The organism is Pseudoalteromonas sp. S1727 (assembly GCF_005886375.1).
GTDB classification, from domain to species: Bacteria; Pseudomonadota; Gammaproteobacteria; order Enterobacterales; family Alteromonadaceae; genus Pseudoalteromonas; species Pseudoalteromonas haloplanktis.
In genome coordinates this window covers 15282-31246 of record NZ_PNDT01000111.1, presented here as the reverse complement: position 1 = coordinate 31246, position 15965 = coordinate 15282, and the positions used below count along the sequence as shown (strand labels likewise).

Genomic DNA, 15965 nt, shown 5'->3' with positions numbered 1-15965 from the left:
ATTCACATATATCCCATATTTATCTCTAATTGACTGAATTAAATAAATAATTAAAATCCACTAAATTAGTAGCAACTATTTTTCAACATAAAGAATAAAGCTTAAAAGTGACATAATTACCTAAATCAATACCTAAAATAATGATTTAGCCATTTATTTTAAAGGGACAAATAAATGGCTAATGGCTTAAAATACGCTGTGTAATGTTGTACCAGTTTACCTAAAACAATAATTTAGTAAAGAATCACTGCTTATATTGGAATATTTTTTCTAGAGGCTGATTAAAAACAACCGCTATTTTAAAAGCAACCTCCAACGACGGGGAATATCTTGCAGCTTCAATTGCAGCTATGGTTTGGCGTGTAACCCCCACAGCATCTGCTAATTGTTGCTGTGTCATTTCATCATGTTGAAATCTCAATGTACGGATTGAATTGCTAATTGCTAACTTTGCCATTTTAACCCCTTTGCAATAGCCATACTTCCACAGCCCCTCCAATGATTTCACTCAGTAATGCAGCAATCACCAACTGGTGTACAGGACTCATAGGTATTGGATATACAGTATTGACTAATAAAGCAAATACAGCATTAACCACGCCTAATTGTAAAATAAACAAGCTCACACTTTTAGCCTTTAGTGCAATAGCCTGCTCTCGTTCATCTTTCGCCCGATTTGCATACTTGCTGTTAAATGCAGCCAAAATACTATGCATGACAACAAGCATAACCACCGTTTGAATCACAAGTTTTATCAACAAACCACTGGCAAGTGACGGATCCATTTGCGCTTCTGGAGTCATCGACAGCACAGCTTGCAGATAGTTAAACAAGACAACAAATGTAATAGCCACTTCTAGTAATCGTGATTTTTGTGTGTAACTCATATCCCCTCCAACAATGTAAAGTAAAGCCAACTCAATGTTAAAAATAATTAACATCAATAACTATAGCTTCACACAACAACCACGTCAAAAATATTTAACATGAAGTTAAGAATTCTATACTTACATTACAATAATAAAGTGTCATCAATGCAGTAAAAATGCTCTGCGCTTTGTTTCAATGCTTCTGCAGTCAGTTTATCAGCGCCGTACACATCGGCAGGTACATTATAATTATGCTGCAAGTGGCCAAGTAACAGCGCAAAATCACCATCTCCGGAGAGTAAAACTACGCGGTCTAAATTTTTCCCCTGCTCTAGCATATCAATTGTAATTCCTACATCCCAGTCCCCCTTTGCACTGCCGTCCTTACGTTGAATAAATGGCTTTAGTTTCACCTCAAAACCAATCGCCCGCAGAATATTCTGAAACTGAGATTGCTTTTCATCACCTCGATAAATAGCATACGCAATCGCACATTCTATATCGTAGTCACGGCTGATCTGTGCCCAAAACGCATTGTAATCAAAGTTTTTGCGGTAACTTTCACGACAGGTGTAATAAATATTTTGTACATCAACAAAAATACCTACCTTAGGTTTTGAGCTTGCTAAACTGTGTGTTTCTTGCTTCATGCATTATTCCTTTTGATTATCACCCTACTGTAACATACCTACGTCCACTTAAGACCTTGCATTTATCGCGTAAGTAACCTAAATTAGTTACATAGCATTATGTAACCAGTATTGGTTACATTTTTATATGTAACTAAGTTAGGACATTTATGATTGCGGTGATCAGCGGTGATGTGATCAAATCACAACATATTCCCAAGCATGACTACGATGCAATGCTCTATCAGCTCGATCAAAGCTTGCGTGCAATTACTGAAGGTAAGCAGAATCAGAGCATTATTTATCGAGGCGATGCATTTCAACTGCAAGTAAACCAACCTGAGCACGTTTGCAGTATTGCTATTTTATTGTATTTACATTTAAAGGCGAGCGGCTATGAAATTCGCCAAAGCTTAGCAATTGGTGAAATAGATAACGCCAGAGCGGATATTAAAACAGCTACCGGCTCTGCATTTACTTTATCGGGTCGCAGCCTTGATGAAATACACAATCAACGTTTCATATTTAATAGCATTATTGAGCCCGCTGATGAAGGATTAACACTTAATCTTGCTTTTGCTGATACGCTACTGACTAAAATGACACAAAAACAAGCAAACGCGCTCTACGTGTATTTAACTATGCAAAATAACCAACATAGTGAACTTGCTAAGCATTTAAAAACAAGCCGTGAAAATGTCACTAAATTACTTAATCTTGCACACTATCAATTAATCGAGCGATTTTTACTGTACGCCGAAAAAACCATCATACAAAGCCTTGCAGGAGCAGCGCAATGAGTTTTACCGTATTGTTAAGCGCCTTAATTATCGGCCATCTATTGGCTGATTTTTACTGGCAGCCGATGAGTTGGGTCAACAATCGTAATACCCGCCATTTTCGGGCTAAAAAACTATACTTGCATGTGTTAGTACATGGCATATCCGCAGCTGCAATTATCACGTGGTGGGAGTTTAGTTTTGGCTGGCAAGATATTCTACGTATTAGTAGCGCAACGGCTATTATCATTGTGACACACTATCTCATTGATTTAGCAAAGTCGTATTCAAGCAAAGGCGTCGTGCCTTTTATCGTTGATCAACTTGCTCATTTACTCGTCATACTCATACTGACTATGTGGTTAAGTGATAATAGTGAGTTTTTTACAATTGTATGGCAATGGCTGATTACTCCCAGTACCTTATGGCTGCTATGCGGCTATTTACTGGTTTTGAATCCAAGCGCGGTATTTATTCGAATGATGTTGGAGCGACTAACGGCAGGGTTTAGCACTACGGGCAGTTTACCCGCCGCAGGGCAAAGTATCGGCATGCTTGAACGCGTATTAATGCTGACATTTATTTTGCTGGACCAATTTGCAGGAGTGGGTTTTTTACTCGCGGCAAAATCTGTATTTCGCTTTGGTGATTTAAGTGCCAGTAAGGACAAAAAACTCACTGAGTATGTAATGCTAGGCACTTTGTTAAGCGTCACCGTTACTTTATTCATTGGTTTAGCGGTTAATGCACTCATCGCAATATAAAAAACGCGCATAAATCGCGCGCTTTTATCTTTAGCTTATCAAGGTAATTTTACGAATTACCTTGTGAACCAACATTGTTTGGACGACGACGGCGTTGGCCAGAACCACTCACTGATTGCCGTTTAGCCCACGGGTTTTGCGCTTGCTCACCAGTGGCTTTATTCGCATCAGGTTTTTTACCTGAACCACCGCGACGTGGGCCCGTGCCGCTACCATTGCTATTTGGTTTTTTACTATCCGATTTAGGCTTGTTAAAAGGCTGCTTTTTCTTAGGCTTTTTAGCTGGTAACGGACGAGCATCTAATGCACGCTCTGCGACTGGGTTAACAGGCTCAAAACCGTCTTCTTCGGCACGAGGAATTAGTTCCCCAATAAAACGCTCAATACCGTATAAATCAACCGCATCTTCAGTTGTTACAAATGAAATCGCATGGCCTGATGCACCCGCACGACCTGTACGACCAATACGGTGAACATAATCTTCATATACATTAGGTAAGTCGTAGTTCACAACATGTGGTAATTCAACAATGTCTAAACCACGAGCAACAATGTCAGTTGCCACTAGCACACGAACTTCACCACTTTTAAAACCGTCAAGCGCTTTAACACGTGCGCCTTGTGACTTGTTACCATGAATAGCCGCGCCGACGATATCATCACGCTCTAATTGTTTAACTAAACGGTTAGCGCCGTGCTTTGTACGACTAAAAACCAACACTTGTTGCCAATCATTACTACGGATCAAATGACTTAATAAAGCTGTTTTACGCGCTTTATCTACGGCGTAAACACACTGGCTAACACTTTTTGCGGTGGTATTTTTTGCTGCCACTGAGATTTCAACCGGATCGTTAATAAGCCCTTTAGCAAGCGCTCTAATATCATCAGAGAAGGTAGCAGAGAACATCAAGTTTTGACGCTTAGCCGGTAATTTGCTGATTATACGTTTAATATCATGGATAAAGCCCATATCAAGCATACGGTCGGCTTCATCCAATACCAACACTTCTAGGTTATCAAACTTTAATGCATTTTGATTATGCAAATCCATCAATCGCCCGGGTGTCGCAACTAAAATATCTACACCTTTGCGTAAACGCATCATTTGCGGATTAATTTTAACACCACCGTACACCACAAACGAACTAATATTAGAGTGCTTTGCATACTCTTCTACGTTCTCACTTACTTGTAATGCCAGCTCACGTGTAGGTGTTAAAATTAAAGCACGAACTTGGTTAACTTTGGCTTTTTGACCTTTAGATAAACGTTCAATTAGCGGTAATGTAAACCCCGCTGTTTTACCTGTACCAGTTTGTGCTGCGGCCATTACATCACGACCTTCAATGATCGCTGGAATAGCTTGAGCCTGAATTGGTGTTGGCGTTTCATAGCCCTTTTCTAAAACCGCATTAACTAAAGACTGTGATAAACCTAACCCATCAAAACTCATATAAACTCTCTTTTAAATAAGGCCAAAGTGGCCAGTTGCGCGCATTATACCGATCGTGACCAATAATGCATTGAATATTAACTCTGCACTTTATATGCTAACTTGTTGTGTAGTGACACAGGAGTTAACAATGGCAATAAAAACACAAGCAAATCAAATAACATTACAAGAATGTCTTGCAAACACCGACCCTAAACGCTTAGAAGATGCAAACCAGTTAATCGCACTGTTTGAAAAAATAACACAGGAGCCTGCGATTGTGTGGGGCAAAGATATTATCGGCTTTGGCTATTACCAATACAAATACGATTCAGGCCAAAGTGGTGAATGGCCGTTGACTGGCTTTTCGCCGCGCAAGACAAAGTTATCTATTTATATAGTGCCCGGCTTCGAACATAATGAAATTGTGACGTTACTTAATCGGTTAGGGAAACACACAAAAGGGAAAAGTTGCCTATATATTAATAACTTAAAAAATATAGATTTAGCCGTACTTGAACAACTCATCGCTTTGTCTGTTAAAATCATGAAAGTAAAATATTCCGAAAAATAAAAAAAGCGACTTAAAGCCGCTTTCATATCTCTAAGTAGAACAATTACTTAACACCCAGCTCACGCAAGCGCTCTTGTAAGTAACTATCTGCGGTATAACGCTCAGAAAGCACAACATCAGGTCGCGGGTGTAAAAATAACGGTAACGAAATACGCGATTTAGTTGACGCTTTACCCGTAGGATTAATGACTCGGTGAATCGTTGATGGAAAATAGCCACCCGATGCTTCTTGCAACATGTCGCCGATATTAATAATTAAGCTACCAAAATCACATGGCACATCTAACCAACCACCGTCAGTTTTTTGCACTTGCAAACCCGGCTCGTTTGACGCTGGTAAAACCGTCAGCAAATTAATGTCACCGTGCGCAGCGGCACGAATTGCCCCAGGCTCTTCATCACCTGTCATTGGTGGGTAATGTAAGATACGCAGCAATGTCTGCTCAGAGTTAGCAATCATGTCTTTTAAGTCGATTGAAAACTTAGCACGCACATCGGCTGGCGCTTCTGCTTGTACCCAGCTCAAAAGCGTAGCAGCAAAATCATTAGCTAAACGATAATATTCTCGAATATCTGCTTCTAATTCTGCTGGTACACGACCTTTTGGATAAACATGAAAGTATTCTTTAATGTCTTTTACTGTAAAGCCTTTTGCAACTTCCGATACTGATGGCGGGAAATAACCATCTTGGGTGTCTTTAGAAAATAAAAACGCATGTTTTTGCTCAGAATTAAAAAAATCCTGCCAATTTTTATAAATTGATTCAACTAAAGACTGCGGTATTGGGTGGTTTTTTAATACACCAAAGCCAGTATTTCTAAGAGACTCAACAAATTGAGCGGCCGCATCACTCGCTTTATAATCAACGGTAGGTAGTTGCATGTTCGTATCCAATGAATTAAGTTGTCAAAAGCCTTTGCTAATCATAGCAGTTGCTTCATTGTTGCGCTGCGCGAGCATAATAAAATAGCCTAAAAAACATAAGGACTTATGTCCTCTCTAGATTAGTGACAAACCAAGCTTTGATACAGATCAACATTCGTTTATTCTGCAAAATGATAAAATCAAATTGAAATCAAACCGTTATTAAAATGGTCTACTCTTAAATAATCTCCTCTTTCTATCAACAGTAAGGCACATTTCATGCGACAAAAGGTAACATTTAAAAGTGGTGAATTAACCCTTGCCGGACAATTAGAGTCACCCGCCAGTGAGGTTAAATTTTACGCCCTATTCGCCCACTGCTTTACCTGCGGTAAAGATATTGCCGCTGCCAGTAGAATTAGCCGCGCTCTCACTCAACAAGGCATTGCGGTATTACGCTTTGATTTTACAGGCCTTGGTAACAGTGATGGTGATTTTGCTAACAGCAACTTTTCATCAAATATCCAAGATTTAATCGCAGCCGCGGATCATCTGCGCGAGCATTTTAAAGCCCCCCAGTTATTAATTGGCCACAGCTTAGGTGGCGCGGCGGTACTTGCAGCTGCTGAACATATTTCTGAAGTACAAGCCATTACCACCATTGGCGCTCCATCAGATGCCCAGCACGTTGCTCACAACTTTGCCGCTCATTTAGACGAGATCAACAATAAAGGGGAAGCAAAAGTCAACTTAGCTGGTCGCGAGTTTACAATTAAAAAGCAATTTGTAGACGACATTGCTAATTATGACCGTAGTCATATCAGCAAGTTAAAACGTGCATTATTAGTAATGCATTCCCCAATCGACGCCACTGTAAATATTTCAGAAGCCGAAAAAATATATGCATCGGCTAAACACCCAAAAAGCTTTATTAGCCTCGATAACGCCGATCATTTACTTACCAACAAAAACGATGCCGATTACGCAGCAGACGTTATAGCGTCATGGGCAAAACGTTATGTGGATTTCGATAACAGCCAATACACAGCTAAACTTAATAATGGCAATGTATTAGTGGAAGAAAAAGATCATGTGTTTACCCAGCACGTCAGCACCAAAGATCACACTTGGCTTGCAGATGAACCCATTAAAGTCGGCGGCAGTAATTTAGGACCCGATCCGTATCATCACTTATTGGCAGGCCTTGGCGCATGCACCGCGATGACTTTACGTATGTATGCAAGCCGTAAAAACTTGCCACTAGATCACGTCAAGGTAGAGTTGGACCACACTCGAGACTATCACAATGATTGCGATAACTGCGAGCAAACGGATAAGCTTGAAGCCATCACGCGAAAAATCACCCTAGTGGGTGATTTAACAAGCGAACAACGTCAGCGATTACTTGAAATCGCCGACAAATGCCCGGTTCATAAAACGCTACATAATAATCCATTAATTGTTAGTGAATTGACGACTCAGTAAACCTTTCCTGCGCGTAATACCTATTACGCGCAGCGCAAAATCAAGCTCCTAAAAAAGCGTTTATCTCATTACGCATTCGCTCAATTAACCACTTAGAACCACCGTCATACATATCGTTGTGACGAGCCTGCTCGATGGTAATTTGCTTAACAGGATATTGACTTAACTCACGCTCGTTAAGCAATACGTCTGCATCAGCTGGATAATCACTGCCGCGCAATGTCAGCACAAGTATATTTTTATTACGTGGCAATAACATACGGCGATGATCTAAGGTGATCACTGCACTCACTTCGTTTGGGTAGATTGCCGCGTAAAGCGCTGAGATATCACCGCCATTGGAATGACCAAATAACGTTAACTGGCTAAAGTCATACGCTGGGTAGCGAACGTTCAACTCATTCACTAAGAATTTGAGGGTCACGACACCTCGGTGCCAATTTTCCATGCGCGTTGCCATATAAGGCTGGTTAGGATCCAGTGCAGGATCGCCTTTTAATTCATGAGCAACGGCAATGGTTAAATAGCCTCTGCTGGTAAAAATATCAGCAGCAAATTGATAGTCAGTATGAGAGATACCATAACCGGCGTTAATGAAAACCACTGGGCATTTGTTTTGTTCACTGCAACTTAATCCATTACTTGGCAATGCGATATTTATCGCAATAGCACGGTCGCGGTTTTTATCAACGATCACCTCATTATTGGCATAGCTCAGGGTACTTAAGCTAAATAAAACAAATACTACGAGGGATTGTAAAGTGTGGAACATCGTATGATCTTTATAATTTTTATTTAATTTACAATGAGTTTAATTTTTTTAGTGTAATTTGTATATGACTTAGGCTCAGGTAAAACCCCTTACTTTCAGCAAAGTTAAAATTAATTAAAAATATATGCGATAATGACCGTAATATTTACGTTTATCTAGAAAGTAGCCATGAAATCATATAGCAGCATTGAACAACGCATCGACATCTTACAAAGCCGAATTGAAGCTTACAAAGACGAAATCGCGGTATTACAAGCCGAGCCAAAAAATAATAACGAACGTATTATTTTTAAATTTATTGAAACCGGTAGCACGGGAAAAACCAAAGATTTCGTTCGTGAATTAGGGATTAAATCACCACGCGATAGCCTGTATTCATCAGGCGATGTATCAAAACTTATCAAAGAAGGTGCAAGTGATATTACCCCTGCACTACTCGAAATTGCCAGAGCACTTGCCAGTGCACGAAACAAAAATGGCCCTGCCTGCTAATTTTGCACAAGATTAGCCGTGAAATAACGGCTAATCTACCAACTCGATATCTAAACCAGTTAATAAGTTTAACGCTTCAAGCCGCTCAAACTTGGCATTACTCACTTCATTATTTTTTATATCAATATTAAACTGGCTCGCACCAACAAAATTAGCTTTATTAAGGTTAGTTTGATGAAATAGGCTATCTCTAAAATCTGTGCCAGTAAAATCACTCGCGGCCAAGTTAGCATGTCTAAAATCAACATTTTTAGCAAAACAGTCTGTCATCGTTAAGGCTTTTAGCTGCGATTCAAAAAAAGAGCTATGACTTAACTCACAGCTTTTAAAGCTGACAGGCGCGGTTAATGCCAATTGCGGCCAATTAACCTGCCCCCAAACAATGCTGTTTAACTTGCAACTTTTAAAACTCACCTCTTCTAGTGAGCTGTAGTTCCAACTTAAGTCACTCAAGTTGCAGTTCATAAACTCGCAATCAATAAAGCGGCAACTACTAAATTGGCTTTGACTAAAATCGCATTCTATAAACTGGCATTGTTCAAACTCTATGTCGCTAAAGCGCTGCGATGTAGCCGTACAGTTTGCAAATTGCTGATCGTAATAATCGTTTTGTGAAAACATCAAACCGCTTCTTTAGCTAAATCACTCTTAAGTGCCAAAACAGCTATAAAAATAAGCCCAAGCACAGGTACTAAGCCTAAAAACCCACCTATCACGGCAACAATAATAGGCGTTGTTGTTTTACGTTTTCCCAAAAAGTAACTAACAAGCGCAAATACAGGCACCAAAACTAAGATGATTGTTCCCAAAAGCGTCGCATCAATAGACATATTATTCCTTTATTATTTTATTTAACTGATAAATTAAAGCACAAAAAAACCCTTAGGCATACACCTAAGGGTTTTTTAATCAATTGCAAAATTAAGTGCTAATTAATCACTTATTCTGCTGACTTTTCTGCTTTTTCAACAACACTGATAGCAAGCTCAGTTAGCGAATCCGCATTAGCCTTGCTTGGGGCATCTGTCAGTAAACACGACGCTTGTGTTGTTTTAGGGAATGCAATTACGTCACGAATATTATCGGTGCCGCAAAGTAGCATAACCAAACGGTCTAGGCCAAATGCTAAACCTGCATGAGGTGGCGTGCCGTATTTAAGAGCATCTAGTAAGAAACCGAATTTATCTTGCTGCTCTTGTGCTTCAATCCCTAGTATTCTAAATGCAGCTTCTTGCATATCAGCATTATGGATACGTACAGAGCCACCACCTACTTCGTAGCCGTTTAATACCATGTCGTATGCATCTGAAATAGCCGCTGCAGGGTTCGCTTCAAGCTCACTTGCACTGATCTCTTTTGGTGCTGTAAATGGGTGATGTACGGCGTGTAATGTGCCTTCGTCATCTTCTTCAAACATTGGGAAGTCAACAACCCAAAGTGGTGCCCAGCTATCAAGGTTAGTGATTTCTAAATCAACACCGATCTTAAGACGTAATGCGCCCATCGCTTCATTTACTGTGTTGCGTTTGTCTGCACCAAATAAAATGATGTCACCCGTTTGTGCATTAGTACGCGCAAGTAGCTCATTGATCACTTCTTCATTTAAGAATTTAGCGATAGGTGATTGTACGCCTTCAGCGCCTGCATCGCGGTCGTTTACTTTCATCCATGCCAGACCCTTCGCACCGTAAATACCAATAAACTTAGTGTAGTCATCTAGTTGCTTACGAGAAAGCGCGGCACCGCCTGGCACAGTTAATACCGCAACGCGGCCTTTTTCGTCATTGGCAGGGCCAGAGAATACTTTAAACTCAACGTCTTTTACTAAATCAGCAACGTCAATAAGCTCCATCGGGTTACGTAAGTCAGGCTTGTCCGAACCAAAACGGCTCATTGCCTCTGCGTAAGGCATCACTGGGAAATCACCTAAATCAACGTTTAATAATGACTGCCACATTTCACGGATCATTTTCTCAGTCATACCACGTACTTGATCTGAGCTCATGAATGAAGTCTCTAAATCTATTTGGGTAAACTCTGGTTGACGATCCGCACGTAAATCTTCATCACGGAAACATTTAACGATTTGGTAGTAACGGTCAAAGCCCGACATCATCAACAATTGTTTAAACAACTGTGGAGACTGCGGTAAAGCGTAAAAGCTACCTTTGTGAACACGACTCGGTACTAAGTAATCACGTGCGCCTTCTGGGGTTGCTTTAGTTAGTACTGGTGTTTCAATATCTAAGAAACCGTTTTCATCTAAAAAACGACGAACAAAGCTGCTCGCTTTAGCACGTAACTTAATACGATCACTCATTTCTAGGCGGCGAAGGTCTAGATAACGGTATTTTAAGCGACGTTCTTCAGAGTTCACTTGGTTAAAATCAAGTGGTAATGGCTCTGAACGGTTGATGATAGTTAAGCTAGTGCCTAAAATCTCAACTTCACCGGTGGCCATGTCTTTATTGATTTGGCTTTCTGGGCGAGCACGTACAACACCTTTAAGCTGAACACAGAACTCTTGACGTAATTTATTAGCTGTATCCATTAAGCCTTCAACTTCAGGATCGAATACAACTTGCACTAAACCTTCTCTATCGCGTAAATCGACAAAAATTAACCCACCAAGGTCACGACGTTTATTGATCCAACCACATAATTCAACTTCTTGATCTACGTGAGTTTTATTTAGCTGTCCGCAGTATATAGAGCGCATAGTATTCCTGTCAGTGTAAGACTAATAGCCGCTTTCCCTAAGAATTTGACGTTTTTGGGGAGATAAAGCCACTATTTATAAATCATTTTAGGGGAAGCATTATACCCAAGTTACTTGAAAATGCGAGCCTCGCAGCGTCCTGTTAGCATTCAATTTTCAGTCATTCTAGATATTTGTTACACTAACAAAAACACACTATCAGTTAACCATTTTATGTTGTATTTAGGGTGTCCGCAGTGGTCAAGTACCGCGTGGAAAGGTAATTTATTATCAAGTCACTGCAAAAATGCCGAGATGCTCCACGAGTACGCTCAGGTGTTTAACTCCGTTGAGGGCAATACCAGTTTCTATGCTGATCCCAGCGTAGACTCATTAAACCGCTGGCGTGGGGCTGTTAATAGTGACTTTAAATTTACGTTTAAATTTCACCGACGCTTTAGTCATGAATTGCAACTGACAAATGTAGATGATGAACTGACTGCTTGGTTTAACTTGTTTGAACCATTATTGCCCCATATTGGGCAGATCATGTTACAGCTTCCCAGTAGTTTTAGTCCGCAGCAATTGCCATTATTAGCGCAGTTTATTACAAAACTGCCCACAGGTTTGAGTTATGGCGTGGAAGTACGCCATCCTGAGTTTTTCAAAAAAGGCGCGGCGGAAATTGCGTTAAATCAGCTACTAATTGCAAACAACATCAACCGAATAGCCATGGATACCCGCGCGCTGTTTGCTGTCAAAGCTAATACAGCGGCGCTCATTGATGCCCAGCAAAAAAAGCCGCATCTACCCGTACATGCAATTGCAACAGGCAGTCAACCTATGGCTCGCTTTGTGATTGCCGATTTAGAGCACGATTATAAAAGCTATTACCAACCTTGGCTTAAAAAAGTAAAACAATGGCTTGATGAAGGCAAACACCCGTATGTATTTTTTCATACCGCAGATAACCGCCAAGCCCCATTGTTAGCGCGGGCATTTTGTGAAGATTTAGGTTACGATCACCCAGTGCTCAGCCCTTTTATTGGCGAAAAGGAAGCCAGCCAAGCGAGTCTTTTTTAATTTATTAACGACAGAAGTATTAAATGAGTGATTTTAAACGCTACTTTACTGGCTACCCAGAGCAAATTGTCAGCCAAGTTATACAGCTTATTGATAATGATAAACACGGCGCGTATTTAACTAAAAAATACCCGCATGCCCATACCATCACCAATGACAAGTCGTTGTACACATACGCCACGGAACTTAAAAAACGCTATTTAAAAAACGCGCCGCCGTTTGGCCGCGCCGCATTTAAAAAACAAGGCGACATGGTGACTAACGCACTAGGCACACACACCTATCGTATGCAGGGAAAAACCCGCAAACACGATTTAGCCATAAATAGTGATTTACTGTGCGCACCAGAAGCATTGCTAAAAGCTTTAGTCGTCCACGAGCTCGCCCACTTTAAAGAAAAAGACCACAACAAAAGCTTTTATCAGTTATGTTGTCACATGGAGCCAAACTACCACCAGCTAGAGCTCGATTTACGAATATTTTGTGTGTTAGTGACACAAGGGAAAAACCCTTATTTAGACTTCAACAGAAAGCATCATTAAGCAGCACAAAAAAGTGAAGATTCTGTTTTAGCTCTACCATTTCCCTTTGCCAAATAAAGTAAATTATCACATTGGGAAATAACAGCATCTAATTCAGCTGTCCCTGTTAATTGAATGACTCCGGCTGAAAAACTAGCAGAAAAAATAAATGACGTGCTATTCCACTGATTATGCGCTTCAAAAGTAACTCTAATTTCGTCAAGTAGTGCCTGTGCCTCTATTTTATCTACAGTATTCAGCACCAATAAAAACTCTTCTCCACCAAATCGACAAAGCCTATCTGTTTTTCGTATTCGGTTTTGTACTATCGTGCTAAAAGTCTCCAATACCTCATCTCCCGTCCCATGACCATAGGTATCATTGATTTTTTTAAAATGATCTAAATCTATGAGGCAAATACACATAGATGTATTGACAGGCATTAATTTATTAATCCACGTATACATCGCTCTACGATTCATCGCACCGGTTAATGTGTCTGTTTCTGCTAACTTTTTAGTAAAGCGCTGACGCTGCCAAAGCCAAATTATTAATAAAACTAATAACAATACAACCAAGTTTAAAATAATTAATCGTAAGTTTTGCGTTTTTAGCTGTAAGTTCTGCTTTTCATGCTCAGCTTTTATTCGCTCAAGTACAAGTAGCTCAACATCCCTTTGTAGATAATTACCAAGTTTATCTAGAGACGAGTTTAAAGAGTGAAGGATCAGTTTTTTTTCTGCCAATAAACTAATAGACGATGCCCGCACCGCAAGCTCAGATTCACCGATCAATTGATAAGATAAACGCTCTAACTCAGCACTATCTCGAAAATCAGCATCTCTAAATTTTTCTTGATGAGACTGCACATACTTTTCTAAACGTTTAATTGAAATAAGTACGTTATTACGCTCGTTATTAAGTGCATACAGTAGAGTTTGTATTGCAATACTTCTTACCGTTTCAGTTAAAACTTTAGAATCGAAACTAAGTGAAGCACTTGATAGAATGTCTGCTGCAAGATTTAGATCCTCATCTTTTTGTCTGTGTATTAGCACGCCCGCTTTTGCAAGAAGCGCATATAACTTTGCCGAATTAGATAAGTTTTTAGTTTCTACTTTCTGTATGAAATTATTTGATATTGCTAATGCTTTTTCGTATTCACCTACCTGCGCCAATACAAATGCAAACTGAAAATGTGGCTCAGGGTAATCTATGCTCTCTAGGTAATGCGCATTTATTGAAAAAAGTTGTTGTATATACTCATCTGCTCGCTCATACGCCCCCATTAAATAAAAACTAGATATGACTCTTCTGAGTACAAATTCTTTTGAATAAAAAAAATCCCCTTTAGAATCTTCAAAAGTTGGCAGCTCAGGTAATGCATATAAATACTCTATTAAAGCGGCAATGGTTTCTCCTGCACGAAATGATAACGACTGACCTAAGGCCGCAGAAACTTGAGCTGCGGCTTGCTTTTCTCCTCTGTCGATTAGTTCTGCTTTTAAAAGCCTGATCGAGTCAAGCGGCGTATCACCGTAAACGGTGAAATAGCTAGATTTTTGCGCCGCATAGAGTGTGGGATCTATCGTTAATAATGCCTCCCAGTCCTGCTCAGTAATTTTATAGGCAACTTTAACACCTGCCCTCTTCGCTAATTCTTTTCGTTTATTAAAAACCTGATAGTTAAAAATTTTACTTTGTAATGTCGGACTTTGTAACATACCCATTTTACTTGCACTTTCTATGAAGTTTTTTTCTGATATTTGATTAGTAAAAAACCGCATAGAGAGTTCAACATAGTCGTAAAAGCTATCTTTATTTGTTTGTGAAAAAACACTTTGGCTTGCGATTAAAAGCAAGCCTGCAAGTGAGCTTTTTAAAAGTTTATAATACATTATTATTTTTGTTTCCTTGTAAAATCATAAACTAGGAAGAGAGTGAGAGTAACTAATCCCAATAGTCTAAAGTTTGATATAGCCTATTTAGTAACTGTAAATTTAGTTAGACCAATCAATTGTCCTGACTCAGTGACAACGTGTACTTGCCACTTACCAACAGAGTTTGCAGGAAAGTTGACTTTATGCGTCCATGCTCTATAGCCTTGATCTCGGCCACCACTGATGTTTAATGCAATGCGATCCACTATTTCACGGTTATGGATCCACACATGAAATATTTTTTCGTTTAATCCTCTTGGTGCTTTAACGGCAGTCCAACTATACAGGCCTTGTTGATGTAATGAGTTAGCGTCAAGGTGCTTAATACTGCCTACGGGTTTACGCTGCTCAACATCAACTTGATGCGACAAAGTGATGTCTGTTAAACGAAGCGCTGCGGGAGGTACCCAACTACGTAGCTGCCATAAACCAGCACTTAGCATACACAGCAGTAACACTAATAATGGAAACCGCCACCATCGAGCGTTAGGCATTAAATTACCTAAACTCGGCAAGGTGAAAATAATCGCTGTGATCAAAGCTATCCCTAAACTCTGGCTTGTAGTGAGATTAAGTAGAATTGGCAAAGTAACTAAAATAACTACAAACAGCGCAAAGTTATGAAATACTGTAAACAGAATGCTGTGCTTGGCTAACTTTTTATAATAAAGAGGATCGACAACCGATATAAACGCGCAAAGTATAATTAAGGATGTAAAAACAGCTTGTGGATGGTTCCACGAAGTCACAGCTAAAAAAAACGGCAAAGCAAAAAACAAACTTTCTTGCTGCACCATTTGCAGGGCAAAACGCATAAAGTTAGGCGATACTGCCACGCCAAAGCGCTGCTCCACTTTATCACGCAACCAGTTATCAACTATCAACCACCCCCAACTAACAAGTAATAGTATGGCTATAATTTGCGAGTATGACTCTTTACGCTCAACCAACACATAACTTGCCACCCCACTACAAAATGCGAAAACCGCCAATAAACCTGGCCGCTGTTGCATCATAATTATAAATTTTGTAATTAAATTTTTAAAATAGCTCATTAAA

General features: G+C 39.8%; 18 protein-coding genes. 7 read left to right on the top strand and 11 right to left on the bottom strand.

All coding sequences use genetic code 11. The features are described 5' to 3' along the window. Positions 1–244 precede the first annotated feature (244 nt). The 3 genes from CWB85_RS19385 to CWB85_RS19375 all read right to left on the bottom strand — a co-directional run bounded on the left by CWB85_RS19385 (position 245) and on the right by CWB85_RS19375 (position 1519). A complete protein-coding gene (locus CWB85_RS19385; protein ID WP_016707695.1) occupies positions 245–457 on the bottom strand; it encodes a helix-turn-helix transcriptional regulator in 213 nt (70 codons plus the stop codon). 1 nt (position 458) lies between these two features. Then, complete coding sequence (locus CWB85_RS19380) at positions 459–887, bottom strand: hypothetical protein (protein ID WP_138555760.1); 429 nt, start codon at positions 885–887, stop codon at positions 459–461. Positions 888–1012: 125 nt separating this feature from the next. Continuing rightward, positions 1013–1519: a LabA-like NYN domain-containing protein gene (locus CWB85_RS19375; protein ID WP_016707697.1), complete on the bottom strand. Its 507-nt coding sequence runs from the start codon at positions 1517–1519 to the stop codon at positions 1013–1015. Between the two features lie 149 nt (positions 1520–1668). On the opposite strand from CWB85_RS19375, the gene CWB85_RS19370 reads away from it, so the two are divergent. Further along, positions 1669–2298, top strand: a complete 630-nt coding sequence (locus CWB85_RS19370) for a hypothetical protein (RefSeq protein WP_016707698.1) — start codon at positions 1669–1671, stop codon at positions 2296–2298. After that, complete coding sequence (locus CWB85_RS19365; RefSeq protein WP_138555759.1) at positions 2295–3041, top strand: DUF3307 domain-containing protein; 747 nt, start codon at positions 2295–2297, stop codon at positions 3039–3041. The genes CWB85_RS19370 and CWB85_RS19365 overlap by 4 nt, the downstream gene beginning before the upstream one ends. Before the next feature lie 49 nt (positions 3042–3090). On the opposite strand, the gene CWB85_RS19360 is transcribed toward CWB85_RS19365, so the two are convergent. Then, complete coding sequence (locus CWB85_RS19360) at positions 3091–4497, bottom strand: DEAD/DEAH box helicase (protein ID WP_138555758.1); 1407 nt, start codon at positions 4495–4497, stop codon at positions 3091–3093. A 130-nt stretch (positions 4498–4627) separates the two neighbouring features. Between CWB85_RS19360 and CWB85_RS19355 the strand changes: the two genes are divergently transcribed. Then, positions 4628–5050 carry a DUF1801 domain-containing protein gene (locus CWB85_RS19355; protein ID WP_138555757.1) on the top strand — a complete coding sequence of 141 codons (423 nt, stop codon included), beginning with the start codon at positions 4628–4630 and terminating at the stop codon, positions 5048–5050. Between the two features lie 43 nt (positions 5051–5093). Here CWB85_RS19355 and CWB85_RS19350 read toward each other — a convergent pair whose 3' ends face one another. Beyond that, entirely contained in the window at positions 5094–5933 is an 840-nt protein-coding gene (locus CWB85_RS19350) for an isopenicillin N synthase family dioxygenase (protein WP_138555756.1), read from the bottom strand. A 261-nt stretch (positions 5934–6194) separates the two neighbouring features. Here CWB85_RS19350 and CWB85_RS19345 point away from each other — a divergent pair, with 261 nt between their 5' ends. Next, positions 6195–7400 carry a bifunctional alpha/beta hydrolase/OsmC family protein gene (locus CWB85_RS19345; protein ID WP_138555755.1) on the top strand — a complete coding sequence of 402 codons (1206 nt, stop codon included), beginning with the start codon at positions 6195–6197 and terminating at the stop codon, positions 7398–7400. Positions 7401–7440: 40 nt separating this feature from the next. Here the strand turns inward: CWB85_RS19345 and CWB85_RS19340 are convergent, their stop codons facing one another. Further along, positions 7441–8172 carry an alpha/beta fold hydrolase gene (locus CWB85_RS19340; RefSeq protein ID WP_138555754.1) on the bottom strand — a complete coding sequence of 244 codons (732 nt, stop codon included), beginning with the start codon at positions 8170–8172 and terminating at the stop codon, positions 7441–7443. A 168-nt stretch (positions 8173–8340) separates the two neighbouring features. Here CWB85_RS19340 and CWB85_RS19335 point away from each other — a divergent pair, with 168 nt between their 5' ends. Next, positions 8341–8664, top strand: a complete 324-nt coding sequence (locus tag CWB85_RS19335; protein ID WP_138555753.1) for a hypothetical protein — start codon at positions 8341–8343, stop codon at positions 8662–8664. Between the two features lie 30 nt (positions 8665–8694). Here the strand turns inward: CWB85_RS19335 and CWB85_RS19330 are convergent, their stop codons facing one another. The 3 genes from CWB85_RS19330 to aspS form a co-directional block, all read right to left on the bottom strand. Continuing rightward, positions 8695–9285, bottom strand: a complete 591-nt coding sequence (locus CWB85_RS19330; protein ID WP_138555752.1) for a pentapeptide repeat-containing protein — start codon at positions 9283–9285, stop codon at positions 8695–8697. After that, the gene (locus tag CWB85_RS19325; protein WP_016707706.1) at positions 9285–9494 is read right to left on the bottom strand and encodes a hypothetical protein; all 210 of its coding nucleotides are present in this window, start codon (positions 9492–9494) and stop codon (positions 9285–9287) included. The genes CWB85_RS19330 and CWB85_RS19325 overlap by 1 nt, the downstream gene beginning before the upstream one ends. Before the next feature lie 110 nt (positions 9495–9604). After that, complete coding sequence (gene aspS, locus CWB85_RS19320; protein WP_016707707.1) at positions 9605–11383, bottom strand: aspartate--tRNA ligase; 1779 nt, start codon at positions 11381–11383, stop codon at positions 9605–9607. A 213-nt stretch (positions 11384–11596) separates the two neighbouring features. On the opposite strand from aspS, the gene CWB85_RS19315 reads away from it, so the two are divergent. After that, the gene (locus tag CWB85_RS19315) at positions 11597–12445 is read left to right on the top strand and encodes a DUF72 domain-containing protein (protein WP_138555772.1); all 849 of its coding nucleotides are present in this window, start codon (positions 11597–11599) and stop codon (positions 12443–12445) included. Positions 12446–12468: 23 nt separating this feature from the next. Continuing rightward, entirely contained in the window at positions 12469–12987 is a 519-nt protein-coding gene (locus CWB85_RS19310; RefSeq protein ID WP_138555751.1) for a M48 metallopeptidase family protein, read from the top strand. Here the strand turns inward: CWB85_RS19310 and CWB85_RS19305 are convergent. Together CWB85_RS19305 and CWB85_RS19300 are read right to left on the bottom strand one after the other, a co-directional pair. Further along, positions 12984–14864 carry a GGDEF domain-containing protein gene (locus tag CWB85_RS19305; RefSeq protein WP_138555750.1) on the bottom strand — a complete coding sequence of 627 codons (1881 nt, stop codon included), beginning with the start codon at positions 14862–14864 and terminating at the stop codon, positions 12984–12986. The two genes, CWB85_RS19310 and CWB85_RS19305, sit on opposite strands and share 4 nt — an antisense overlap. Before the next feature lie 83 nt (positions 14865–14947). Continuing rightward, complete coding sequence (locus CWB85_RS19300; protein WP_016707710.1) at positions 14948–15961, bottom strand: DUF5924 family protein; 1014 nt, start codon at positions 15959–15961, stop codon at positions 14948–14950. Positions 15962–15965: the final 4 nt, after the last annotated feature.